Genomic DNA, 24,751 nt, shown 5'->3' with positions numbered 1-24,751 from the left:
GTGTTGATGTCAACATTCGCGGTATATCAGCTCAGTATCTGCTATTACAGGGGATGTTTATGATGCCTGTGAGTCGATTAACGCCAAATCCTAACAAACGAAATCGTAGCTTGAGTTTAGTTAAGCGCTGGCCACTTAGCACATTGCTGATGGGACTTTCCCTTGTGCTCATCGAATCCTATGCAGCCAAACCTCCAGTCACTGCACCTTTAAGTGTTGAACCACAAACTGTTGCGCCGCTAGCTGATGCGACTTCCATTGAAGTTGCCGAACCAGACACCGCAGTTGAGCAAATCCTAGGGCAAACATTACTCTTGAGTCTTGCCGATGTGAGCCCGGTTTTTAGCGCCAATTATCAACAGTTGATCCAGTGGCGGCAGAGGGCGCTGGATAATGAGGAGCAGGTGAAGCTTCAGCAAATGCAGCTGCAACTGGATAACTATTGGCAGTATCTCGATGCCCAAGCTGAATGCATCACGCCATGCTCATCGGCAACACTGCTGCCAAAGGATACGTATTTTCGCGCTGTGGTCATCAAGCTGAAGCAATTAATGGCGTTAGCGGAATCCTCTACGTGGGAGATGCTTATCCTCGAAGATAAGCTAAGTCCAGGGCAAGAGAGTCCACTCATCGCGCCGATTGCGCAGCGTCTTTTCCTATTAGGTTTTCTAGAAAATATGCCTAGCACAGCTTCCGAGTCAGTATCTGAACTAGGATCTGAGCCAGTCATTAAATCAGACATTGAGTCAGATAGAATTTTGCCAGACGCAACAACACCTGCTGATTCAGTCGCACGAGAGGAGCAGGTTGCAACTGCTAACAATCCCTTACGTTATGATGATGCGCTTGTTAGCGCTATCAAAGCCTTTCAAACCCTGCAGGTTTACAGGCGGATGGGGTGATAGGTAAGCAGACCCTGTATTGGCTAAATCAATCTCCCTATGCTCGGGCACAGCTGTTGGCCAAAAATACCCTTAGGCAGCAGATTTTTACGCGCACCTTACCTGCAAGTTATCTGATGATAAACATCCCAGCATTTGAGCTGCAATTCGTCGAAGCGGGGAAGGTCATTCTTAATTCAAAAGTAATAGTAGGCAAAGCATCGCGGCCTACACCACTGTTAAGTAGTCATATCTCCAGCGTGGTGCTCAATCCTCAGTGGCGAGTGCCACGCACCATTGTCCGGCGCGATATCTTGCCCCATATACGTCAGGATGGTCATTACCTGCAGGATCGTGGGTTTGATGTCTACGACTATGACGGCGCTCAAGTCGAACATTCGCCGCAGGAGTGGCAAGAGTTGGCATCCAGCCATTTTCCCTATCGCTTAGTGCAGCGCCCTGGGGCGAAAAACGCCTTAGGTCGATATAAATTTCATTTCGACAACAGTTTTAGCGTGTATTTGCACGGAACTTCTGAGCCAAGTCTCTTTAAAAAGACCGATAGGGCCTTATCATCGGGTTGCATTCGGGTTGAAAAGGTCGAGGAGCTGGCCCGCTGGTTTCAGACTCACTTAGTTAAAGATACGCGTCTTTGGGACAAATTAGCGCCTAATACCACTCAATCCCAATGGTTTGCGTTGTCAGATACCATGCCGGTTTACACGGTTTATTGGACAGCATGGCTTGATGATGCTGGGCAAATTCAATATCGCAATGATATTTATCAGCTAGAGGCTGAGTTTACCCAGGCGGTACCTGCAGCAATTTTTTACATTCTATAACGACCTGAACTTTTAAGAGATTTTGAAATCTGAAATCTTGCGAGCCAGTCAAGGCTTGATCTGAATGGCGATTCAGTATAATTTGCGGTTTTAGTGTCCAAAAAACGAACAAAAGGTGATGATGTGACGTTACTTTGTCCTGCCCGTAGGCAGTTGTTGTTAGGCCTCAGTGGTGTGGCATTGTGTTCTTTAATTCCTTCTAAAGCGTTTGCAAGTCGGTCGACTAAAGGGGTTCGTGATCTCAGCCTCTATAATCGCCACACGGGCGAGCATAACAATGGCAGTTATTGGATTGACGGCCATTATCAGAGCGAAGTATTGAATGATTTTAGTCATTTGCTGCGGGACCATCGCCAAAATGTGGCGGCGCCCATGGATAAACGCTTATTCGATCTGCTTTACACCCTTAAGAGCACCCTCAATACCGAGAACGAAATCCATGTGATTTCAGGCTATCGTTCGCCTAAGACCAACGCCATGTTGGCGGGTAAGAGCAGTGGGGTGGCAAAGAAAAGTTATCATATGCAAGGCATGGCAATGGACATCGCTATCCCGGGCGTGAACCTAAAAAACCTTCGTGATGCGGCGTTATCGCTTAAATTAGGAGGAGTGGGTTATTACCCTAAGTCGGGCTTTGTGCATGTTGACTGTGGCCCAGTCCGCCACTGGTAGTCTTATCGTTTTGCACTGAGAGCTGCTGATAAAACTGCAGCTCGAGTGTTTGAATATCCTGCAAATAATGTTTTAACAGCGGCAAGAAGAGTTGCCCAAGCTTGTTCATTTCCCGATGTTGTTGCCAGTCGTTCACATGCTGATTGAGGCACTGTGAAAACTTAAATTGCCTGAGTCGTTGGCCTTCAACGGCGGATGATTCACAAAGCTGCATCAACATCAGCAAACTGCGATTTTTTTGTTGAGTGCAGGCGAGCAGCTCTAACAGTTTCAATTCGATTGTGGTCTGTTGATAGGGTACCGTTTCGATAAGTGAGACGAGTTCACGGGCTAATTGGCATGAAAGACGATTTTCTTGTTGCAATAAATACAGCTCGTGACGCATGTTTGACAAGACTGAAGTGACAAAATTTGCCCGAGCTTAGCAGGCATAGACGGGCTTAAGTGTGATCAAGATCGCGTGTTTTTTGATTCAGATCAAAGCCGCTTCGGCTATGTAACAGGCTACAAACAAGTTTTCCAATTCAATAAATACTCTTTGTGATTTATAACGATAGCCGCTCGGTATCATTCAGGTTTAAGAGTGGGGCTGTTCTTGTACCTGCCGAGTAACTGTGTTAGTATGCGCGCGCTTTATAATGAGTCACCATTGGTCGAAAATGGTGATGGTTTTTACTCTAAATTTAAGTGAGAAACACATGTCTTACACTATCCAAGCACAAACCCGCACTGAAATAGGGAAAGGTTCGAGCCGCCGCCTACGTCATGCAGGTAAAGTTCCTGCTGTTATCTACGGCGCAGGCAAAGAGCCAGTTTCTATTGTTTTTGATCACAAAGACATCATCAACATTCAAACTAACGAAGACTTCTACACTTCTGTTGTGACTATCGTTTTAGATGGCAAAGAAGTTGGTGTTCGTGCACAAGCTATGCAACGTCACGCGTTCAAGCCAATGATCGAGCACGTTGACTTCGTTTACGCTTAATCGCGTGATTGAAGCAAAAAAGCGCCTATAGGGCGCTTTTTTTGTGGCTGTTTTTTAACGAAAAAGATAAGAATCCCCGCGTAACATGGCTACGCGGGGGAGTATCACTTGATATTGAAGTTATAATAGATATCGAGAGATTGGCCTAAGGTGCCTGATACCGTTTCCAGATAGAGTTGCGATAATAGGTAGTATCTTACCGTCATCTCATACCCTGGGTTAAATACCCCGACGCCATATTTCACCATCAGGTTATCACCGATAAAGCCACTGATCGCCACGCGGCCCTCATCGTTGGTGTCCAGTTGTACGTTAGAGAAACCAAACTCTTCAATAATCCCTGTGGCGGTACTGCCAATGTTATTGATGGCACCACCGCCGCCGACTTGTGAACCTAAGCCCAGTGCAGCACCCATCATCAGCGAATTGTTCTGCTCGTTATTGCTGCTGTTAAAGCCGCTACCTTTGATAATGTAAGACAGGATCTCCGCTTGCTCCTTAGCAGGATTAGAGAACAGGGTCACCACCGGGCGGGCAGGCGTGCCTGTGACACGGACGCCCGCGACCAGATCTTCACTCTTAATTTCACGAATCGCTTCGATATTTAAGTTAGGGACGGATGTCGGGCCAACAAACTGCACCTCACCGGTGCGGATTTTCAGGGTTTGTCCCATAAACTTATAGCTGCCTTGCTTGACTTTAATATCGCCAAACAGCAGTGGTGGGCGGAACGCCTGTTGCTGCAGTTTTAAGGTTCCTTGCAGCTTACCTTTAAGGCCCATGCCATCTACTTTTAAGTCGTTACCGACATTAATGTTTAGATCCGCCACTATGGCATAGGGGCTGGCTTTCGGTTGCGCCGCGGCAATCGAGTCATCGAAGACCACATCTTCCGACAGGGCAACACCGCCCTCGGCGAGCTGGACGATTTTGATATTACCTGAAGGCACATCGACGACGCCTTTAACTTCGAGCTGTTGACTGCTAAAGGCGATGGTGAGATCGGGCGAAACATCAAGCAGCGCAAGTGGCGGTTGGATCACGGCTAATTTGTCGCCCTTTATCGCAAGTTCGCCACTAAATTGACCCTGAGGCCAGCGCATATCACCCGTGACACGGCCCAAGCCATTGCCCATCATCCAGCGTCCTTTGAGGGATGCCTGTTGGCCGCCCAAGTCCATCGACATATCGATTTTATTAATTAGTGTCGGGTTGGCCGTCAATGCGAGGGCGCCTTGAGTCAGGGACACATTGCCCGATACTTCTGGGGCATCCAAGGTGCCGGCAAAGTTTAATCTGCTGGTCAACAAACCTTCGAGGGTATTGAGCTGCGGGAAAAACTCGCCCAAGGGTTGCAGGTTAATTTGCTTGATATTGGCATAACCCGACAAGGTTCTGTCTGGCGTCACGTTGACCGTGACTTCACTCTGCCAACTGGCGACATCTTCTGATTCAAAGCTAATCGATGAAAGGAGTCGTTTAGCATCTAAGTTAGCTTTAAAATCAAGCTGTTGATAATTAATGGTGACTTCACGGTTTTTTGCCCGTTTAAGCTTGATGCTACCGGGCGTAAAATTAAAGTCGACATTGGCCGTGGGTTTACGTCCCGCCGCCCAGGCAAAATTTGCCAAGAGTGAAGAACCGCCATCCCACTGCATATTGTTTGGTAATACAGGCACTAACAGCTTACCTAGATTACCCGCATAACTGAGCTGAGCCTCGCCAGTTTTGCCAATCGTCACTTGATTATCGAGGCAAACCTTACTGTTGGGGTTGACCAGACAGAAGGGGCTTATATTGCCTTTGGACTTATTTTGATCCCAGGCGACAAGAATATCTTTATCAATCTCCCAGCGTCCGACGGGGGTTGCCAAGTTGATTTTATTCACCTGCGCCTGCAGTTGGGATTTTTTCATATCGTATTGGCTAGTGACGCCAAGCTCGAGTCCAAGATCCCCTGTGGCGCTGAGGGTGAGTTTTTGGTTTTGAATATCGCCCTTACTGCCCAAAGTCACAGTATCTAAGCTCTGTGAGCCGAGTTGCAGCGCCTTGGACTTGAGTGATAGGGCAAACTCATGGGCATCCAAAGGTTTATAGTAAGCCTTGAGTGTTGACTCCCTAAGCTTAATATTTTGATGCACCAGATCGACCAGTTGCGCGGTTAACTCTACTTGTGGATGTTTTTCATCCCCAGTGACATTGATATCGGCCTGCAATTGGCCACTGGCTTGGGGCAACCACAAACCGAAATCGGGGACTTGTAGTTTGCCCTCAAGGTTCCAGGTTTTGTTGGTTTCGCCCGCTAGGGTTAAGGTGGAGCCCAGTACCTTGGCATTGACGCCTTTAGCGCTGATATACAGTTTATCGTTGATGCTGACATCGGCTGTGATATCAAACGGATACCCCTGCATCGTGCCTGACAGTTGAGTGTCCGTTAGAGCCACTTGCCACTGTTTATCTAACAAGCGTCCCGTGGTCTGTAATTGGCCCGAGATTAAACTGTTTGGCAAGCTGCTTGTTGCACTTGCACTTGCACTTGTTGCTGTAGTTGCAGCAGCTGTGGTTGGAGCTGGAGCATTTGTAGTTACAGGCGCCGACTTATCGGTGTTTGTGCTCGGCGCTTTAGAGTCTTTTTTAGCTGTCGTTTCAGGCGTCTGCACGGTTTCCGGCAGGGTGATTTCCTGTAATTTCAGGTTATCGAGCAATACCTTGGCTTTCCAAGCGATCGCCTTAGCGTAATCTAGCTCACCGGTGACATCGACCGAACCTAGCTCTCCCTTCGCAGTAAACTGCTTAATATCGAGCTTCGCATCCTGATGATGGAGTTCACTGCTGATGGCTAACACTTTATGGAAAGGTGTGGTGACATTTCCATTGAGCGTCGCCGCTTGCTGCGTGAGGGAGCCTTGGCTGTCGAGGTTAAGGTCGCTGACGAGATACTCGGCATGTTGCAGTGGCCATTGTGCGCGGACTTTTTCCAGTTTGACCTTGTAGGGCAGCGTGGGATCTTTGAGGGTCAATTGTCCATTGAGACTAAAATCGACATCCCCCTTGGCAAGGGCATGGATCCCAAGCTGTCCGACGCTTTGGCTAAGGGTTAGGCTTAATTGTTGATGGGTCAATTCAGGCAACTCGGCAACCTGAGTCACATTGGCCTGAACCTCAAGCGCGAGGGGATAGTCCTGTTCGAGGGCGAGTTGGCCCACCACAGAAACTTCGCCATAACTATGGGCAAGCAGCAGTTTTTCTAGAGTTAACTGATACTTGGCAAATTTACCTTGAAGCTCAATATGGCTAAACAGATCTTCGCGCGGACCAATCTGTAAACGGCTGTTGTCTAAACTGAGGTGCTTTATATCCACCGGGAAAGGCATAAAAACCTGTGGTAAATGGGCAAGTGCCCATTCCTCTGTAGATGCTTGCTTGTCGGTGTTTTCATCCGTTTGCTTATTAGCTTGAGGATTTGCAGGGGCTTTCGCCGAGTCCTTATCAGTAATTGGCTTATCTGCTGTGGTTTTAGCGCTTGCTGTAATTACTGCGGTTGCTGATTTTTCTGTCTCAGGCTGAGGAGGCGTCGTCGCTGCGCTCGTGGTTTCTGCCGCTGCAGTTGTCTCGGCTGCCTTGGTGTCAGTGACTTGTTTGCTAGTGATTTGAGTGTTTGCGCCTTGAAGAGCTGTGGCCTGTGTGTCTGGCGCAGGGCTGTCGTCGGTTGGAATTAACACGGCCAAGCCTTCACTGCTAAGCTGCTCGACCGTGAGTCCTTCGGCAAACCAAGTGGCGGCGGTCTGAATATGATTTGCCGAAAAGCGCATCTTATCGACAGCAATATTGATGTTAATCAGTTCGGCGCTGTCGAGTTTGATGCCAAAGGGTAGAACCAGTTCACTCGGCTCAGCATTTTCGGGGGGGACGTCGACTTCTGCGCCGCCTGCGCTTAAGGCCTCGGTATCAATATTGACATCGATTTGGCTCGCCGTTAAAGCATTCACGCACAGCTGTTTTTGCAGCAGACATGTGGGTTGCCATGCCAAGTGTAAATCCTTGAGCTCGACCTTAATCCCATCCATCGACCAACTGGCGTGGGCTAAGGTGAGATCTTTATTTAAGGAGCCAGAAGTGTAGGTGAGCGCCAGGTCAGGCACAAACTTATCGGCTAAACCCACACTTATCCGAGAGCCAATTTCAGTCCCTAGCAGTAATGCGGTTAACACCAAAAGACTTAAGGGAACGTAAACAATAATCCGCGTGCAGAGTTTAAATATTTGCCAAATGCGCAGCTTAAGTGTTTTGGGCTGCACGCACGTTGGATTTTGCTCCAAAGACAATTGCTCAAGTGTTTGATTCTCTTGTTGAGCAGATGCATTAGGTTCATGAATAGGGGGCTTGCTCATAGCTCTGTCCCCATGGTTAAGTGAATGCGCCATGAACGGTCAATGGTGTCTGTCTCTTTCAAACCAACCCCTAAATCTAACTTAATTGGGCCAATGGGGGAGATCCAATGGATACCACCACCCACTGAGACTACGGGTTCAAACTGATTGTTATCAAAGGCGTTACCCGCATCCACAAAGGTGGCAACACGCCAAGTCGGGGTGACGTAATATTGATATTCCAAACTGCCGACCATGAGATAGCGACCACCGATAACTTCACGATTGACTTTACCATCGGCATCGATGTAATCGAGATAAGGCCCAAGTTCTTGGTAGCCATAACCACGTATGGTTTGGTCGCCACCGGCAAAATAGCGCAGTGATGGTGGGATAAAGGCCAGCTCATTTTCATTGGCTAGGTTGGCGGCGAGATCCATACGCGCCACGATTCTGTGGTTATCAAAAAAGGTGTCAATCCACTTAAACTTGGCCTGTAAGCGGGCAAGGCGTGTCTCGGAGCCAAGATAAGGATCGGCATAATCTAGGCTATACATTTGCCTGAAACCAGACTTGGGATCGAGTGAGTTATCCCCACGGGTCGTTTTAGAAAAGTTAATTCCTGCCAGATAAAAACTGGGGCTGTAATCGGTATCGGACTGAGTATATTCCTCGCGAATCGCATCGAGGGAATAGGTCATCAGCCATTGATTATCTAAGCGTTGCTGCCTGAGTAGCCCGAGCAAATACTTAGTCGACTCCAATTGGCCTGTGTTACGAAAATCGCGGTTCTCGGGTTCGTAAATCTGGGTCACCCCGTATTTATCCCGCAGTAAGCCTAGGCGAATTTTCAGTTGATCGTCTAAGGGGTGAGTCAGCGGAATCGTATAAGTGGTTAAAAACTTAGGTCTGTCAGGCGACCACTCCAAACTGGTTTCTTGGGAGTGACCGTATTTATTAATTTGTGGCGTACGCCAAGTGACCCGTACTCGCGGATCGAAGGTTTTATCTGCGCTTTGGCCTATGTCGCCACCGAGACCTAATTCAATCGAGTGGCTGGCCTTATTGGTGAGCTCCACCTTGACGGGCAACTGGTTATCCTTTGCCTGATCGATCTGCGGTATGACCTTGATATTGGCGAAATAGCCCGTATCCAACAATTGGCGATTTAGAGCGCTGACCCGACGGGTCGAATAGGCGGCATCTACTTTGAAGGGGATAAGCTTAGTGAGAATATCCGGCTCTAAGGTATGGCCTTCAAAGCTCACTTGTCCAAAATGGTAACGTGCGCCTGAGTTAAAATGCAGGCTAATTTGCGCCGTGTTTAAATCGCGGTTGATTTTGATTTGCGACTCGATGAATTCGCCATCGAAATACCCCCTTGCCAAGGCAAGCGTCACCAGTTGGGATTTCACATCGGAATACACCCCATGGTTGAGCGTATCCCCAGGCTTGATATTGACCTCCGCAAGCCACTTATCGAAGGCGCGATCGTCGAGCATCTCACCAGAGAAATTAATATCAACCCATTGGATCTTTACCGGTTCGCCCGCTTTGACCGTGAGCTTTAATTCCCATGGGCCTTTTTCTTTTTCGACTAACTGTTCTTCCACTTCGCCATGGTAATAGCCCATGGACTCGAGGGCGGTGGAGACATTGTCTTCCACGTTAAATAAGAAGGCTCGGCGCTGCACTTCGGAGTCGGGCATAGCACCTAAGTGGGCGAGAATATTACGCTTTAGGGCTTCGTCGACCCCGTTCACTGAAAGCGTTAACAAGTTATCGGCGGCCATCGCCCCCGATGTCACTAAACTCAGGCCAAGTAGCAAATGAAGACGAAAAGGTAATGACGTTATTTGCAAGAATCGCTGCACTTTAATATCCCTGTGATGTGGTTTCATTGTCGCCAGAATGGAGGTAACAGGCAAGGAGATGATTGAAATTAGTCATTGAAATGGTTACAAAGGACGCTACTGTTTAAGGGGATGTAAATAATGAAAATAAAATTAGCCACCTTTAGTTTAATTCTCTCGAGTGCACTTTTTATGTCACAAAATACCCATGCGAATGAAAAACCTTTTGCCATTGCGATCCACGGTGGCGCGGGCACCATTTCTAAGGCCAACCTCACGCCAGAGCTGCGTCAGGCCTACAAAGACAAGCTTAAAGAAGCCGTCGATAAAGGCTCAAAAGTGCTCGAACAGGGCGGTGATAGCTTAGTGGCGGTGCAAACTGCCATCAATGTATTAGAAAATAGTCCGCTGTTTAACGCAGGTGTCGGTTCGGTTTACACCTATGATGGCGGCCACGAGCTAGATGCGTCGATTATGGATGGTAAAACCATGAATGCGGGCGCCGTAGCAGGCGTGCGCCATATCGCTAATCCCATCGATTTGGCCTTAGCCGTAATGAATAAGTCCGAGCATGTCATGCTGTCGGGCGCAGGCGCCGAGGAGTTTGCCTTAACCCAAGGTTTTAAACTGGTACCTAACAGCCATTTCGATAGCGATGCCCGTTATCAACAATTACTCGATGCCAGACAAAAACTGCAGGCGGCTGAAAAATCAGATCAAATTGCGGGTATTGAGATGAAAGATCTCGATTATAAATTTGGTACCGTTGGAGCTGTCGCCTTAGATAAAAACGGCAACTTAGCGGCGGGGACTTCGACTGGCGGTATGACGGCCAAGCGTTTTGGTCGCATTGGAGACTCGCCCGTGATTGGGGCTGGCACCTATGCCGAAAACGGCGTTTGCGCTGTGTCGGCCACGGGCCACGGCGAGTTTTTTATTCGCTACCAAGTGGCGGGCGATATCTGCGCTAAGGTGAAATACCAGCAAAAATCCATTATTCAAGCGGCAGATGAAGTGATTAATCAACGCCTTATCACCGCTGGCGGCTCTGGTGGTGTGATAGCTGTCGACCACAGGGGCAATATTGCCACGCCATTTAACACCGAAGGCATGTACCGCGCCACCCGTAGTAATGGCGAGCCTGCCCAAGTGATGATTTGGCAGGACCAATAAGGTTACCGCCTATTGCCTTAGCGCGCTTAACATGCGCTAAGGCAATATCTCTAAGCCATCCCTTTCAAAATGGCGTTTGTAGGCCCGGTGTTACCCCTCTAAATCACCGTTTTTATCCGCCCAATTTCCTTCCCGCTGAGTAAATAGATAACTCCAATCGATATTAATCGCTTACCACTTGCGAGATTTTGACTAGACTCAAAGCGTAAGCCGAGTTGAGTTAGTAAAGGATAGATTGGGGAGATTGCTATGGATTCAATAAAAATACGCGACCATATGGATCGTCAACCCGTATTGCTACGCGCCAATATGTCGCTGGCCACTGCGGTTGAAAAATTGTTAGACAATAACAAGATGGGTGCCGCTGTCGTGGATGATAACGGCGATTTAGTGGGCTTTTTATCCCAGCAAGATTGTTTAGCCGTGATGCTCAAAAGCAGTTATCACTGTGATATGACCTCAGTGGTAAAAGATTGTATGCGCACCGAAGTCTTGTATGTCGGTCCCGATGACAGCATTTTGCAATTAGCAGAGCAAATGCTTGGCTCTAAACCTAAGATTTATCCTGTGGTCGAGCAGGGTAAAGTCGTCGGCACCATTAACCGCACGAATGTGCTGCGCGCTATGAATGTGTATATGCAGCAATGTTACTTAGCACCCGCCTAAGCTCTAAGCGCTAAGCCCTTCAAAAGGTGATTAATTTGCCTATTTTTCATCCTTTTGAGGCCAAATTAGTCGTACCAATACGTCACGTTCCTTGCTAGGATCGCTGTTTTCGATGCTAGCAATGGAATTTGGTTTTGAACTCTGACAAACATCCGCTATCGAGCGACTTTCTCAAGCAGTGCTTTCAAAGTGATGCCTCGCGGATCCGCCGCCGTTTATTTAAGCTCAATAAAGAAGCCGATTCTGATAAGAAAACCCAAGAGTTAGCCAAACTTGCCGAGCAGGCGCAAGCAGCGTTCGAAAAAGTCGAGCAGCGCCTTAAGGCGCGCCCTAAAATCCAATATCCAGATAATCTGCCCGTTAGCGGCATGCGCGAAGAAATAGCTAAAGCCATCAGTGAAAACCAAGTGGTGATCATTGCGGGTGAAACCGGTTCGGGTAAAACCACTCAGCTCCCGAAAATCTGTTTAGAACTGGGCCTTGGTAGTCGCGGCTTTATTGGTCATACCCAACCGCGGCGTTTAGCGGCGCGCAGCGTGGCGACACGTGTTGCTGAAGAATTACAAAGTCCGCTCGGCGAAATGGTGGGCTTTAAGGTGCGTTTTGCCGATGCCTTAAAGAGTGAATCCTATATTAAGCTGATGACTGACGGGATTTTACTGGCGGAGCTCACCTCGGACCGTTATTTAGATCAATACGATACAATCATCATCGACGAGGCACACGAGCGCAGCCTCAACATCGATTTTATCTTGGGTTACCTCAAGCAAATTTTGAAAAAACGCCCCGATCTTAAGATCATCATCACCTCGGCGACTATAGATGTTGAGCGTTTTTCTAAGCATTTCAATAATGCACCTATTATCGAAGTTTCTGGCCGGACGTATCCGGTGGAAACCCGTTATCGCCCGTTGGTGCAAGATACCGAAGCGGATCTCGACCAAATCGAAGGGATTTTTGCTGCCGTTGACGAATTAGTCGCAGAAGGCTTGGGCGATATTCTGATCTTTATGAACGGCGAGCGCGAAATTCGTGATACCGCCGAGCAGCTTAACCGTCGCAATTACCGCGATACCGAGATTTTGCCGTTATATGCGCGCCTCTCCTATGGCGAGCAATCCAAGGTATTCAGCAGCCATACTGGGCGTCGCATCGTGCTTGCCACTAACGTGGCGGAAACGTCGCTCACCGTCCCTGGTATTCGTTATGTTATTGACCCAGGCACAGCGCGGATCAGCCGTTACAGTTATCGCACTAAGGTGCAGCGCCTGCCCATCGAGCCCATTTCACAGGCCAGTGCCAATCAGCGTCAAGGTCGCTGCGGCCGTGTTGGCCCGGGTATTTGTATTCGTTTATACGATGAGGCGGATTTTAACAGTCGTCCCGCGTTTACCGATCCCGAAATCCTACGCACCAACTTAGCCTCGGTGATTTTGCAGATGCTCGCCATCGGCCTTGGCGATATTGCGGCGTTCCCCTTTATTGAGCCGCCCGATCCGCGCCATATTCGCGATGGCTTCTTACTGCTTGAGGAATTACAAGCCGTTAAGCAGCAGAAGGGCAATATAGTGTTAACGCCGCTTGGGCGTCAGCTATCGCAGATCCCGGTGGATCCGCGTTTAGCGCGTATGGTGGTGGAGAGTCATCAGCTGGGCTGTTTGCAGGAAGTGCTAGTGATCGCTGCGGGTCTGTCGATTCAAGATCCCCGCGAGCGTCCCATGGATAAAAAGCAGGCGTCCGATGAGGCCCATCGCCGTTTTGCCGATCCCCATTCAGATTTTGTCAGTTGGGTGAACCTATGGCAGCACTTAAAAGAGCAGCAAAAGGAATTATCCGCCAGCCAGTTCCGTAAAAAATGCCGCGACGAGTACTTAGCCTACCTGCGTGTGCGTGAATGGCAGGATTTATATACTCAGCTAAAACAAGCGGTTCACGATTTAAAGTGGCGCTTAAACGAGACGCCAGCCAACTACGATGCGCTGCACCGTGCGTTGTTATCGGGTCTGCTGAGTCATATCGGCTTTAAGGATAATAACAACGAATACTTAGGCGCGCGCAATCGTAAGTTTTTTGTGTTCCCAGGTTCACCGCTGGCGAAAAAAGGCCCGAAATGGATCATGGCGGCTGAGCTGACCGAAACCTCTAAGCTGTTTGCCCGCTGCTGCGCCAAAATTGAGCCAGAATGGCTCGAGCCGTTAGCGGCGCATCTGATTAAAAAGAATCACATAGAGCCACATTTTGAGGCGAAACAGGGCAGTGTGATTGCCTTTGAAAACCAAGTGCTTTACGGTTTGACCGTGGTGCATCGCCGCCGCGTGCAATACGGGCCGATTAATCCTGTTGAAGCGCGGGAGATCTTTATCCGTAGTGCGCTCGCCGAAGGGCAATTACAAACCAAAGAAACCTTCTTTATCGCTAACCAAAAGCTATTAGAGGATGTCGAAGCGCTCGAGCACAAGTCCCGTCGCCGCGATATTTTGGTCGATGAACAAGTGTTGATGGACTTTTACGAGCCGCGCATTCCCGAAGGCATCTATAACGCGCCTAAGTTCTTTAGCTGGTGGAAAGAAGCGCGCCGAACTCAACCCGATTTACTCGATTTTAATAAGTCACTATTGATGCAGCGCAGCGCCGATCATATCTCGGCGCTCGATTTCCCCGATACTTGGCACAAGGGCAATATTCGTTTGCAACTGAGTTATCACTTTGATCCTGCGGCGAGTGATGATGGTGTCTCTGTGCATATTCCTGTGGCGCTACTCAATCAAATCGATGATACGGATTTCGATTGGCTGGTGGCGGGGATGCGTGAGGAGAAATGCGTCGCCCTGATTAAGTCTTTGCCTAAGGGTCTAAGACGTAACTTTGTGCCTGCGCCCGATTATGCCCGAGCCTGCGTGCAAGCAATGCAGCCCTTTAGCGCCAGTTTACTCGACGCCATGTGCAAACAGCTTTTGCGTATGAGTGGCACGCGCGTCAATCCCGAAGATTTTGATGTCACGCAGATGCCAGCGCATTTGCAGATGAACTTTAAGATTGAGGACGACAAGGGCAAGTTAGTCGCACAGGGGCGGGTACTCGATACCTTAAAGGCGGAGTTACAGGGCGTGGTCGCTAAGGCGATTCGTCAAGTCGCGGATAAGGGCATTGAAAAGGAAGCGCTCACCGAGTGGTCCTTTGGCGACTTACCAAAACAATTTGAGCAGCGTAAGGGCAACTATCAAGTACGGGCTTTCCCCGCGCTGATAGACAATAAAGACTCAGTTGCTATCAAATTATTTGATGATGAATTTGAGGCACAGACGGCGCATCGTCAAGGTCTACGTCGCTTGCTGTTACTCAATATCCCATCGCCGGTAAAACACCTGCAACAGGCGCTGCCGAACAAGGCAAAACTGGCGATGTATTTCAATCCATTTGGCCAAGTGCAAATTCTGATTGATGACATCATTGCCGCAGCCGTGCAGCAATTGCTTGATGAAAAGGCGCTGGATGTACGCGATGCCGCTCAGTTCGAACAGGCCAAGGATTGGGTACGCCAAGAGCTGAATCCAACGGCTGAGCAAATCGCCCTAAAAGTGGAGCAGATTTTGACGCTCTATCAGGGCATTAAAAAGCGGACTAAGGGTAAAATTAGCTTAGATATCGCTTTTGCGATGAGTGATATTCAAAGCCAATTAGACCAATTAGTGTTTAAGGGATTCGTCGAAGCCTGTGGTTGGAATCGCTTAGCGGATGTGGCGCGTTACCTAAAGGCGATTGAAACCCGTATCGATAAGTTGCCCGTGGATCCGACCCGTGACCGTTTGCATATGCAAAGTATCACTAAAGTGCAGGAGGCCTTAGCGGCGCAACTTGCCAAGGTGCCGCGCTCACAGCCCGTACCTGCGGCACTGATTGAAGCCCGTTGGATGATTGAAGAGTATCGGGTGTCTTGCTTTGCACAGGCGCTGGGAACGGCTTATCCCATCTCGGAGAAGCGTATCTTAAACCATATCCTGCTGAGTTAATGATGTTGATACATTACGGATTGAATCTGTAGATTCAGTGAGTTGAGCGTAACGCGTCATCTTTAGCATTAAAAGCCGAACCTTTGGGTTCGGCTTTTTTATTGTTCATTTTCACCTAACTACCATTAGCCACGACAGACTTGCCCCTTACTGCATAGATTTTCGCTATGGGCTATCAGGCTAACCCCAAAGGGCAAAGTCGGTGGCGAGTAAATTGGCCCTAATGGCGATATTAAAAACCTCAAATTTGCGTGGTCAGTTAGCCAATACGGTAGGGGATTTGGCTGTCTCTTGAGTGAGTTAACACTTTGACGAAGATGTTAAGCCGATTTTGCCGTGGATAATCGGTAATTTGTGCCTTCCTTTACCATCCCCTAATACTCCTTAAGGAATATTTTGTTTAAATCTTGTGCGCTTTACTTGCTGAGCGCCTATATTTTTTCCATGCTTTAGCAATTAGTTAATAAAAAAACATAACCAATCAATCTATTTACAATCTAAAAAAACGCTTAAAAACCATGATCTAACTAAATCTATCGTCAAATTGATGATCTGGATCAAGCATCAAAGGGTTTACCGATTTGGAGGTATACAGTTTGTTAACACCTTAACGCTATGATCATTTCGTGGATCAAAGATGCAATAGAGATACCTATAAATCCTGCATTGGTCAGAGCAATCCATCACAGGAACGAACCTCTTGGAGGACGCATGAGTGCTAACAGCGCAGCAGAAAAATCCTTAGAACTGAAAATTTTTATCTTTTTAACCGTATTTCTCGCCCCCCTCTTATCCGTGTTGTTGGTGAGTGGATTGGGATTTGCCATATGGTTTAGCCAAATCTTAACCGGCCCACCGGGTGCAGGTTGAGGCCTAAAGAACAATAACAACAGCATGAATAAGCGGAGTGTCGGATGAGCAAAGAGCTTCATATCACGAGTCTAGTGGTGCAAGTCATGCCACACAAAATGGCGGATGTTAGGCAACACATTATGGCGATTGAAAATGCCGAACTCTCTGTTAATAACGAAGTGAAACTCGTCGTCGTACTTGAAGGTGACTCCCAACGTGCCTTGATGGACGGTATCGAACAGATTAATGCCATTCCTGGCGTCTTGTCCGCCACTATGGTTTACCACCAGAGTGAAGAGCTCGAAGAGGGTGAAGAATGAATATGAATAGACGTGACTTTATCAAAGCCAATGCGGTGATTGCAGCAGCGGGCGCGGCAGGCTTAGCACTGCCGGCGTCGGCGAGCAATTTAATCACCAGCTCAGAACAAACTAAATTAGAGTGGAACAAAGCCCCATGCCGCTTCTGTGGTACGGGCTGCTCTGTGATTGTCGCGACCCGCGAGGGCAAAGTGGTTGCTACCCACGGCGATGCAAACAGTGAAGTGAACCGCGGCCTTAACTGTATTAAAGGTTACTTCCTGTCGAAAATTATGTACGGCAGCGATCGTTTGACTACGCCAATGCTGAGAATGACCGACGGCAAGTACGACAAGCACGGTGAGTTTACCCCCATCAGCTGGGACAGTGCCTTCGATATCATGGCGCAAAAATGGAAAGAAACCTTAAAAGCCAAAGGCCCGACCGCAGTTGGGATGTTTGGCTCGGGTCAGTGGACCGTTTGGGAAGGCTATGCCGCCGTTAAATTGATGAAGGCGGGCTTTGGCTCTAACAATATCGACCCGAATGCGCGCCACTGTATGGCGTCTGCCGTTGTCGGCTTTATGCGTACCTTCGGTATCGATGAGCCTATGGGCTGTTACGATGATATGGAAGCGGCCGATGCCTTTGTGCTTTGGGGCTCCAACATGGCCGAAATGCACCCGATCTTATGGACTCGAGTGACTGACCGTCGTTTAAGCGCATCCCATGTGAAGGTGGCAGTTCTCTCGACGTTTGAGCATCGCTCCTTCGATCTCGCGGATTTACCGATAGTATTTACGCCACAAACCGACTTAGCCATCCTAAACTTTATCGCCAACTACATCATTCAAAACGATAAAGTGAACTGGGACTTTGTGAAGAAGCACGTGAACTTCCGCCAAGGTACCACGGATATCGGCTATGGTTTACGTCCAACCCATCCGCTGGAGCAGAAAGCCAAAAACGTGAAAACGGCAGGGGATTCGACTCCGATTGATTTCGATACCTTTAAGGCCTTTGTCGCCGAATATACGGTGGAGAAGGTCAGCAAGATGTCGGGTGTGCCAGAGGCTAAACTTATCGAGTTAGCTAAACTCTATGCCGATCCCGAGACTAAAGTCACGTCCTTCTGGACCATGGGCTTTAACCAACATACCCGCGGCGTATGGTGTAACAACCTGATTTATAACATCCACTTACTGACAGGTAAGATTTCGACTCCCGGTAACAGCCCGTTCTCGTTAACCGGTCAGCCTTCTGCCTGTGGTACGGCTCGCGAAGTGGGAACCTTCTCACACCGTTTACCTGCCGACATGGTGGTAACAAACCCAGAGCATAGAAAACACGCCGAAGAAATTTGGAAGATCCCCAGTGGCATTATTCCGCCAAAACCTGGTTATCACGCCGTCGAGCAAAACCGCCGCTTAAAAGATGGCGACTTGAACTGCTATTGGGTGCAAGTGAACAACAATATGCAGGCGGGGCCGAACATCAACGAGGAAGGCTTACCAGGCTATCGTAATCCTGCCAACTTTATTGTGGTGTCCGATGCGTATCCCACAGTCACGACTCAGGCTGCGGACTTAATTCTGCCAACCGCCATGTGGGTTGAGAAAGAGGGCGCTTATGGTAATGCCGAGCGTCGTACTCAATTCTGGCATCAAATGGTGCAGGCGCCGGGCGAATCCCACTCGGATCTGTGGCAGTTGATGGAGTTCTCTAAGCGCTTTACGACCGACGAAGTCTGGTCGAAGGAAGTCCTAGCGGCGAATCCACAATTTAAGGGCAAAACCTTATTTGAAGTGCTGTACAAAAACGGCAATGTCGATAAGTTCCCGCTGGCCGATACCGATCCTAAGTATTTGAACAACGAAGCGAAACATTTTGGCTTCTATGTCCAAAAAGGTCTGTTTGAAGAATACGCCACCTTTGGCCGTGGCCATGGTCACGATTTAGCTCCTTTCGATGCCTACCACGAAGCCCACGGTATTCGCTGGCCGGTGGTCGATGGTAAAGAAACCAAATGGCGTTTCCGTGAAGGTAGCGATCCTTACGTTAAACCTGGCTCAGGCTTTGAGTTCTACGGTAAACCCGATGGCCGCGCAGTGATTTACGCCTTGCCATTCGAGCCGCCCGCAGAGTCGCCAGACACTGAATACGATATGTGGTTATCCACCGGACGGGTGCTCGAGCATTGGCATTCAGGTTCGATGACTCAACGCGTGCCAGAGCTTTATCGTGCCTTCCCCGACGCTGTGTGTTTTATGCACCCAGAAGATGCGAAAAAACGCGGTTTACGCCGTGGGGATGAAGTGCGCGTGGTGTCTCGCCGCGGTGAAATCAAAACCCGTGTCGAAACCCGTGGCCGCAACAAACCACCTGTGGGACTCGTGTTCGTACCTTGGTTCGATGCCAGTCAGCTCATTAACAAAGTCACCTTGGATGCGACAGATCCACTGTCAAAACAAACCGACTTTAAGAAATGCGCCGTGAAAATCGTCAAGGTATAAGGAGTACAGGATGAAAACATTCAAATTAGTCTCAGCATTCAGTGTGCTTGCCTTCTCCACCCTGATGATGACCAGCGTGACTGCAGCGAGCATTCCTGAGGACAGAATTGATACTTTGCGCCAAGCGCCAATCAACGTTGAGCCAACTCCGCCCGCGATGCAGGCGGTGCTGAACAAAGATATCAAAGAGATGCGTAACTACCCTATGCAGCCACCGGTGATCCCGCACAAGATCGACGGCTATCAGCTCGATCTTAAGGTCAATAAGTGTATGTCCTGCCATGCCAGACATCGCACGGGGGACTCCCAAGCGCCTATGGTCAGCGTGACTCACTATATGGATAGGGATAACAACTTCTTAGCCGAGCTTTCGCCAAGACGTTACTTCTGCACTCAGTGCCATGTGCCGCAACTGGATGCCAAATTACTGGTCGAGAATGACTTTGTGGATATGGATCATCTGATTAAAGCGAACACTGAGCAGAAAACACACTAGGAGTCAGCATGTTAGATAAACTTAAAAAGATCTGGCAAGTTCTCAATCGTCCGAGTGTGCACTACAGTTTAGGGTTTTTAACCTTAGGTGGCTTTGTGGCGGGGGTGATCTTCTGGGGGGGCTTTAACACCGCGCTTGAAGCCACCAACAAAGAAGCCTTCTGTATCGGTTGCCACGAAATGGAAAATAACGTCTATCAAGAGTTACAGTCGACTATCCATTTCACGAACCGCAGTGGTGTGCGTGCGACTTGTCCTGACTGCCACGTGCCGCACAACTGGACCGATAAGATTGCCCGTAAGATGCAGGCATCGAAAGAAGTGTGGGGTAAAGTGTTTGGTACCATCAATACCCGCGAAAAGTTTGAGAATAAACGTCGCGAGCTGGCCGAACATGAATGGGAACGGTTAAAGGCAAACGACTCGCTTGAGTGCCGTAACTGCCATAACTTTACCTATATGGACTTTACCAGACAGTCGCCACGCGCCGCCCAGATGCACTCGACATCCTTGGCCAGTGGTGAGAAAACCTGTATCGATTGCCATAAAGGGATTGCTCACCATCTTCCCGATATGGCAGGGGTTGAAGGCTTCTAAACTCGACTCACATTCCATCTCCAGCCAAAGGCCAAGTGCTCTCCACACTTGGCCTTTTTTATGGCGAAGAAAAATCCGTATGTGGCATAGGCGGGATTTAGTTCGCTATCGCCTTTTCTGGCTTGTTTCACCATGGCGCGCTATCGGGGCTACTGACAATTAACTCTGCAAGCTGTAAGTAGACTAAATTTTAGTAATGCTACTTAGTTTCGAAAGGGCTCTGACATTTATAATGTGTCTAACGGGCTAGTTGTCCCCGCAAAATGTTGGCCAAGTACATGTGTATAGATTTGTGTGGTACTAACGTCGTTGTGGCCCAGTAATTCTTGAACACTTCTTATATCACGACCAGCTTGAAGCAAATGGGTTGCGAAGCTATGCCTAAACGTATGGCAGGTGACGCGTTTATTCATTTGAATATTACGCACGGCATTCCCGAGCGCTTTACGAATAACACTTTGATGTAAATGATGCCTGCAAAGTGTTCCTGTATAAGGATTGATACAGGTTGTACTAGAAGGGAAAATAAACATCCATCCGTGTTGCCTAAACGCATTGGGATACTTGCGTTCTAATGCATTTGGCAGAGATGGACCTATCCCTTGAAGGTTGTCATTCTGTTGAGTCTTAATAGCCTTTTCAATATATGTAGTGAGCTTTCCTGCGCATCTATGGCTGAGGATGGTTTGCCTATCTTTATGTCCTTTAGCGTCTCTAACGGTCAGCGAAGCTCTCTCAATATCAATATCTTGGATACGTAACCTGAGGCATTCTGACACTCTTAGTCCACTACCATAGAGTAGTTCTATTATTAGCTTATCGCGGCCATCAAGTTCATTTAGTATTAGTGAGATTTCTGATGGGGATAACACTGTCGGTAAATGTCTCTGTTTAGTGGCATAGCAAAAACCTAAATCCCCAAGCTCATGGTGCAAATGCTTCTGATACAAATAGGCTAACGCGTTAAGTGCAATTTTTTGTGTGTTGATGGCCACATTTCGTTGATTGGCAAGGAAGGTTAAAAATTGTGTAACTTCTTCCGTTCCCATTGTTTCAGGGTGACGCTTGCCGTGAAAGTTAATAAAGGCCTTGATCCAATACAGATAGGTTTTTTCCGTTCTAATACTGTAACCACGCATACGCATTTCTTCTTGAAGGCTGCTTAGAAATGGGCTTTTTAGACTCATGATGACCCTCGCCCTTAAGTGCTGTTGTTTTATACAGTATTATTTGAAATTCCCAGATATCAAGGAGAATAGTGAAAAATTTTTGCGCGTTTGTACATAAACAAATTCAGATTGTTTATGTTTATCAAAAAGTTATGTACTTGCGATTTGAGATAATAGGTTTGGAAAACGCGCATGCGCGTTTTTACTGATGGTATATTTAACAGAATGCTGATAAATTCTTTACATACAGATAGTTAACAGTGCGCGTTTTCACTGGTCCAACGAGATAAACGCGCATGCGCACGAATAAAATGTTATCAGTCAAAAGGAATGCGGGGTTTTATGGCAAGATTGGCAACAGTATGGATGACGCTAGTTATATCATCATATGGATATGCGCATGACAATGTGGTGCGTTGGAAGGATGATATCAACTTTTATGCCGAAAACCTGATTAAAGGGCATATAGATCCTTTTCACACACTTTCACAAGCAAGCTTTGATAGTGAGATCACTAGGATTAAAGAAGGCGTAACTCATCAAACGGAAAATGAAATACTGATCGAACTGATGAGGCTCACACGGAAGATTAACGACGGACACACCTCTTTTCCGTTGTGGGGGCGAGATTATGCCCGCTTCCCACTAGAACTGAAATTGTTTGGCAATGATTTACATGTTACAGGCACGAACAGCCAAAATAAAAACATACTTGGATCGAAAATTATCTCTATCAATGGCGTGCCTTCCTTCGATATTGTCCGTCGTTTATCAGAGATATCCCCTTTCTCTGAAAACGAGTTTTCCACTTCCGTAAGGGCGGCGAGCTATCTTCCTAACGCTACCATTCTGAGCGGTCTTGGAATTGTGCAGACTGAAGGTGAAGCAGAATTTGTATTTGATGTTAGTGGAAAAAAAATAGAGACAACTCTTATATCCAGTGTTTCGCCAAATCTTGACGCTCGGATATCGCACCTAAACGATGCAATTTTTCCTGCCTATGAGAAGATTGATAGTAATGTTTGGTATGGATCTTCGTCAGATAATAAAACTGTGTATGTCAAATTTAGAAGATACCCTTCTATCGCTAAGATGGAACGTTTTGCTAATAATTTGCTCGATTTTATCAACAAGAATAAATCGGAAAATCTTATAATTGACCTTCGAGACAATTTTGGTGGAGATTTTTTTGTGGGCCTCAGATTGGCGCAACGGCTAGTGCTTGCTGACACCATCAATTGGAGGTCGGGAGTGTACACGCTAATCGACAATGTTACGTTTTCTGCAGCAATGAGTAATGCGGCTCAATTTTCTCAAATATTAAATAGCAAACTGGTTGGATCGCCAACTGGAGCTAGGCCGGAAGGATATCAAGATATGGGACAGTTTACGCTTCCGAATTCTGGGCTTGAGGTCACGTTTTCAAAGCGCCTGTATAGCTTCAAAGACGGTCAACGAGATGCATTATACCCTGATGTAAACGTTGAGATTTCAATCGAAGATTACAGAAACGCATATGACAGGCAATTGAGGTGGGTGTTGAGCGATATAGCACACAGAAACGAAGCTGATAACAAAGCATTGCAGCGGACAAGCCGCTGAATGCGGCGTTAGACATCATGAGGGAAGCGGTGACCATCGAAATTTCGAACCAACTATCAGAGGTGCTAAGCGTCATTGAGCGCCATCTGGAATCAACGTTGCTGGCCGTGCATTTGTACGGCTCCGCAGTGGATGGCGGCCTGAAGCCATACAGCGATATTGATTTGTTGGTTACTGTGGCCGTAAAGCTTGATGAAACGACGCGGCGAGCATTGCTCAATGATCTTATGGAGGCTTCGGCTTTCCCTGGCGAGAGCGAGACGCTCCGCGCTATAGAAGTCACCCTTGTCGTGCATGACGACATCATCCCGTGGCGTTATCCGGCTAAGCGCGAGCTGCAATTTGGAGAATGGCAGCGCAATGACATTCTTGCGGGTATCTTCGAGCCAGCCATGATCGACATTGATCTAGCTATCCTGCTTACAAAAGCAAGAGAACATAGCGTTGCCTTGGTAGGTCCGGCAGCGGAGGAATTCTTTGACCCGGTTCCTGAACAGGATCTATTCGAGGCGCTGAGGGAAACCTTGAAGCTATGGAACTCGCAGCCCGACTGGGCCGGCGATGAGCGAAATGTAGTGCTTACGTTGTCCCGCATTTGGTACAGCGCAATAACCGGCAAAATCGCGCCGAAGGATGTCGCTGCCGACTGGGCAATAAAACGCCTACCTGCCCAGTATCAGCCCGTCTTACTTGAAGCTAAGCAAGCTTATCTGGGACAAAAAGAAGATCACTTGGCCTCACGCGCAGATCACTTGGAAGAATTTATTCGCTTTGTGAAAGGCGAGATCATCAAGTCAGTTGGTAAATGATGTCTAACAATTCGTTCAAGCCGACCGCGCTACGCGCGGCGGCTTAACTCCGGCGTTAGACATCATGAGGGAAGCGGTGACCATCGAAATTTCGAACCAACTATCAGAGGTGCTAAGCGTCATTGAGCGCCATCTGGAATCAACGTTGCTGGCCGTGCATTTGTACGGCTCCGCAGTGGATGGCGGCCTGAAGCCATACAGCGATATTGATTTGTTGGTTACTGTGGCCGTAAAGCTTGATGAAACGACGCGGCGAGCATTGCTCAATGATCTTATGGAGGCTTCGGCTTTCCCTGGCGAGAGCGAGACGCTCCGCGCTATAGAAGTCACCCTTGTCGTGCATGACGACATCATCCCGTGGCGTTATCCGGCTAAGCGCGAGCTGCAATTTGGAGAATGGCAGCGCAATGACATTCTTGCGGGTATCTTCGAGCCAGCCATGATCGACATTGATCTAGCTATCCTGCTTACAAAAGCAAGAGAACATAGCGTTGCCTTGGTAGGTCCGGCAGCGGAGGAATTCTTTGACCCGGTTCCTGAACAGGATCTATTCGAGGCGCTGAGGGAAACCTTGAAGCTATGGAACTCGCAGCCCGACTGGGCCGGCGATGAGCGAAATGTAGTGCTTACGTTGTCCCGCATTTGGTACAGCGCAATAACCGGCAAAATCGCGCCGAAGGATGTCGCTGCCGACTGGGCAATAAAACGCCTACCTGCCCAGTATCAGCCCGTCTTACTTGAAGCTAAGCAAGCTTATCTGGGACAAAAAGAAGATCACTTGGCCTCACGCGCAGATCACTTGGAAGAATTTATTCGCTTTGTGAAAGGCGAGATCATCAAGTCAGTTGGTAAATGATGTCTAACAATTCGTTCAAGCCGACCGCGCTACGCGCGGCGGCTTAACTCCGGCGTTATGTGCCTAAATTTACAACTTTTATATTATCCAAATATTCTTTATTGAA

17 protein-coding genes and 1 pseudogene are annotated in these 24,751 nt (G+C 48.1%); 14 read left to right on the top strand and 4 right to left on the bottom strand.

What is annotated here, in order from left to right; genetic code table 11:
* Nucleotides 1-59: 59 nt before the first annotated feature.
* Nucleotides 60-1,723 (top strand): annotated as a pseudogene (locus M0415_RS21495) (L,D-transpeptidase family protein).
* A gap of 123 nt (nucleotides 1,724-1,846) precedes the next feature.
* The gene (mepK, locus tag M0415_RS05810; RefSeq protein WP_249555037.1) at nucleotides 1,847-2,395 is read left to right on the top strand and encodes a peptidoglycan L,D-endopeptidase MepK; all 549 of its coding nucleotides are present in this window, start codon (nucleotides 1,847-1,849) and stop codon (nucleotides 2,393-2,395) included.
* Here mepK and M0415_RS05805 read toward each other — a convergent pair.
* Complete coding sequence (locus tag M0415_RS05805) at nucleotides 2,346-2,780, bottom strand: hypothetical protein (protein ID WP_249555039.1); 435 nt, start codon at nucleotides 2,778-2,780, stop codon at nucleotides 2,346-2,348. The genes mepK and M0415_RS05805 overlap by 50 nt on opposite strands.
* A 313-nt stretch (nucleotides 2,781-3,093) precedes the next feature.
* On the opposite strand from M0415_RS05805, the gene rplY reads away from it, so the two are divergent.
* Nucleotides 3,094-3,381, top strand: a complete 288-nt coding sequence (gene rplY, locus M0415_RS05800; RefSeq protein WP_011622605.1) for a 50S ribosomal protein L25 — start codon at nucleotides 3,094-3,096, stop codon at nucleotides 3,379-3,381.
* A gap of 104 nt (nucleotides 3,382-3,485) precedes the next feature.
* Here rplY and M0415_RS05795 read toward each other — a convergent pair whose 3' ends face one another.
* The gene (locus M0415_RS05795; RefSeq protein WP_249555041.1) at nucleotides 3,486-7,772 is read right to left on the bottom strand and encodes a translocation/assembly module TamB domain-containing protein; all 4,287 of its coding nucleotides are present in this window, start codon (nucleotides 7,770-7,772) and stop codon (nucleotides 3,486-3,488) included.
* Entirely contained in the window at nucleotides 7,769-9,625 is a 1,857-nt protein-coding gene (locus M0415_RS05790) for an autotransporter assembly complex protein TamA (protein WP_249555043.1), read from the bottom strand. Before M0415_RS05790 ends, M0415_RS05795 begins: the two co-directional genes overlap by 4 nt.
* 120 nt (nucleotides 9,626-9,745) lie before the next feature.
* Here M0415_RS05790 and M0415_RS05785 point away from each other — a divergent pair, with 120 nt between their 5' ends.
* The 8 genes from M0415_RS05785 to M0415_RS05750 all read left to right on the top strand — a co-directional run bounded on the left by M0415_RS05785 (nucleotide 9,746) and on the right by M0415_RS05750 (nucleotide 20,209).
* Nucleotides 9,746-10,777 carry an isoaspartyl peptidase/L-asparaginase family protein gene (locus tag M0415_RS05785; protein ID WP_023267272.1) on the top strand — a complete coding sequence of 344 codons (1,032 nt, stop codon included), beginning with the start codon at nucleotides 9,746-9,748 and terminating at the stop codon, nucleotides 10,775-10,777.
* Between the two features lie 249 nt (nucleotides 10,778-11,026).
* Complete coding sequence (locus tag M0415_RS05780) at nucleotides 11,027-11,443, top strand: CBS domain-containing protein (RefSeq protein WP_011716896.1); 417 nt, start codon at nucleotides 11,027-11,029, stop codon at nucleotides 11,441-11,443.
* Between the two features lie 128 nt (nucleotides 11,444-11,571).
* Complete coding sequence (gene hrpA, locus M0415_RS05775) at nucleotides 11,572-15,453, top strand: ATP-dependent RNA helicase HrpA (protein WP_249555045.1); 3,882 nt, start codon at nucleotides 11,572-11,574, stop codon at nucleotides 15,451-15,453.
* Nucleotides 15,454-16,164: 711 nt separating this feature from the next.
* A complete protein-coding gene (locus M0415_RS05770; RefSeq protein WP_249555047.1) occupies nucleotides 16,165-16,323 on the top strand; it encodes a periplasmic nitrate reductase, NapE protein in 159 nt (52 codons plus the stop codon).
* 44 nt (nucleotides 16,324-16,367) lie between these two features.
* Nucleotides 16,368-16,625 (top strand): chaperone NapD, encoded by a 258-nt coding sequence (locus M0415_RS05765; protein WP_089067898.1) that lies wholly within the window; start codon nucleotides 16,368-16,370, stop codon nucleotides 16,623-16,625.
* A gap of 2 nt (nucleotides 16,626-16,627) precedes the next feature.
* Nucleotides 16,628-19,117, top strand: a complete 2,490-nt coding sequence (gene napA, locus M0415_RS05760) for a nitrate reductase catalytic subunit NapA (RefSeq protein WP_011716900.1) — start codon at nucleotides 16,628-16,630, stop codon at nucleotides 19,115-19,117.
* A gap of 10 nt (nucleotides 19,118-19,127) precedes the next feature.
* On the top strand, nucleotides 19,128-19,613 hold the full coding sequence (locus tag M0415_RS05755) for a nitrate reductase cytochrome c-type subunit (protein ID WP_011716901.1): 486 nt from the start codon (nucleotides 19,128-19,130) through the stop codon (nucleotides 19,611-19,613).
* 8 nt (nucleotides 19,614-19,621) lie between these two features.
* Nucleotides 19,622-20,209 carry a cytochrome c3 family protein gene (locus M0415_RS05750; protein WP_011626281.1) on the top strand — a complete coding sequence of 196 codons (588 nt, stop codon included), beginning with the start codon at nucleotides 19,622-19,624 and terminating at the stop codon, nucleotides 20,207-20,209.
* A gap of 227 nt (nucleotides 20,210-20,436) precedes the next feature.
* Here M0415_RS05750 and M0415_RS05745 read toward each other — a convergent pair whose 3' ends face one another.
* Nucleotides 20,437-21,396, bottom strand: a complete 960-nt coding sequence (locus M0415_RS05745; protein ID WP_249555049.1) for an integron integrase — start codon at nucleotides 21,394-21,396, stop codon at nucleotides 20,437-20,439.
* Between the two features lie 324 nt (nucleotides 21,397-21,720).
* On the opposite strand from M0415_RS05745, the gene M0415_RS05740 reads away from it, so the two are divergent.
* The 3 genes from M0415_RS05740 (at nucleotide 21,721) to M0415_RS05730 (ending at nucleotide 24,645) form a co-directional block, all read left to right on the top strand.
* Nucleotides 21,721-22,980 carry a S41 family peptidase gene (locus tag M0415_RS05740; protein ID WP_126511645.1) on the top strand — a complete coding sequence of 420 codons (1,260 nt, stop codon included), beginning with the start codon at nucleotides 21,721-21,723 and terminating at the stop codon, nucleotides 22,978-22,980.
* A 17-nt stretch (nucleotides 22,981-22,997) separates the two neighbouring features.
* Nucleotides 22,998-23,789, top strand: coding sequence for an ANT(3'')-Ia family aminoglycoside nucleotidyltransferase AadA2 (locus M0415_RS05735; RefSeq protein WP_001206356.1), 792 nt, complete (start codon nucleotides 22,998-23,000; stop codon nucleotides 23,787-23,789).
* Between the two features lie 64 nt (nucleotides 23,790-23,853).
* Nucleotides 23,854-24,645, top strand: coding sequence for an ANT(3'')-Ia family aminoglycoside nucleotidyltransferase AadA2 (locus M0415_RS05730; protein WP_001206356.1), 792 nt, complete (start codon nucleotides 23,854-23,856; stop codon nucleotides 24,643-24,645).
* Nucleotides 24,646-24,751 lie beyond the last annotated feature (106 nt).

It is taken from the genome of Shewanella sp. 10B (assembly GCF_023475885.1).
GTDB lineage: Bacteria > Pseudomonadota > Gammaproteobacteria > Enterobacterales > Shewanellaceae > Shewanella > Shewanella mangrovisoli.
The sequence above is the reverse complement of the archived record's forward strand: the minus strand, read 5'-3'. Positions and strand labels throughout refer to the sequence as shown.

Excerpts from the sequence above, each read along its gene's own strand:
- M0415_RS05730 (WP_001206356.1), top strand. The coding sequence starts at position 23,854 with ATGAGGGAAGCGGTGACCATCGAAATTTCGAACCAACTATCAGAGGTG.
- M0415_RS05765 (WP_089067898.1), top strand. The coding sequence starts at position 16,368 with ATGAGCAAAGAGCTTCATATCACGAGTCTAGTGGTGCAAGTCATGCCA.
- M0415_RS05750 (WP_011626281.1), top strand. The coding sequence starts at position 19,622 with ATGTTAGATAAACTTAAAAAGATCTGGCAAGTTCTCAATCGTCCGAGT.
- M0415_RS05770 (WP_249555047.1), top strand. The coding sequence starts at position 16,165 with ATGAGTGCTAACAGCGCAGCAGAAAAATCCTTAGAACTGAAAATTTTT.
- M0415_RS05780 (WP_011716896.1), top strand. The coding sequence starts at position 11,027 with ATGGATTCAATAAAAATACGCGACCATATGGATCGTCAACCCGTATTG.
- rplY (WP_011622605.1), top strand. The coding sequence starts at position 3,094 with ATGTCTTACACTATCCAAGCACAAACCCGCACTGAAATAGGGAAAGGT.
- napA (WP_011716900.1), top strand. The coding sequence starts at position 16,628 with ATGAATAGACGTGACTTTATCAAAGCCAATGCGGTGATTGCAGCAGCG.
- M0415_RS05805 (WP_249555039.1), bottom strand. The coding sequence starts at position 2,780 with ATGCGTCACGAGCTGTATTTATTGCAACAAGAAAATCGTCTTTCATGC.
- M0415_RS05745 (WP_249555049.1), bottom strand. The coding sequence starts at position 21,396 with ATGAGTCTAAAAAGCCCATTTCTAAGCAGCCTTCAAGAAGAAATGCGT.
- M0415_RS05785 (WP_023267272.1), top strand. The coding sequence starts at position 9,746 with ATGAAAATAAAATTAGCCACCTTTAGTTTAATTCTCTCGAGTGCACTT.
- M0415_RS05735 (WP_001206356.1), top strand. The coding sequence starts at position 22,998 with ATGAGGGAAGCGGTGACCATCGAAATTTCGAACCAACTATCAGAGGTG.
- M0415_RS05795 (WP_249555041.1), bottom strand. The coding sequence starts at position 7,772 with ATGAGCAAGCCCCCTATTCATGAACCTAATGCATCTGCTCAACAAGAG.
- M0415_RS05755 (WP_011716901.1), top strand. The coding sequence starts at position 19,128 with ATGAAAACATTCAAATTAGTCTCAGCATTCAGTGTGCTTGCCTTCTCC.
- M0415_RS05740 (WP_126511645.1), top strand. The coding sequence starts at position 21,721 with ATGGCAAGATTGGCAACAGTATGGATGACGCTAGTTATATCATCATAT.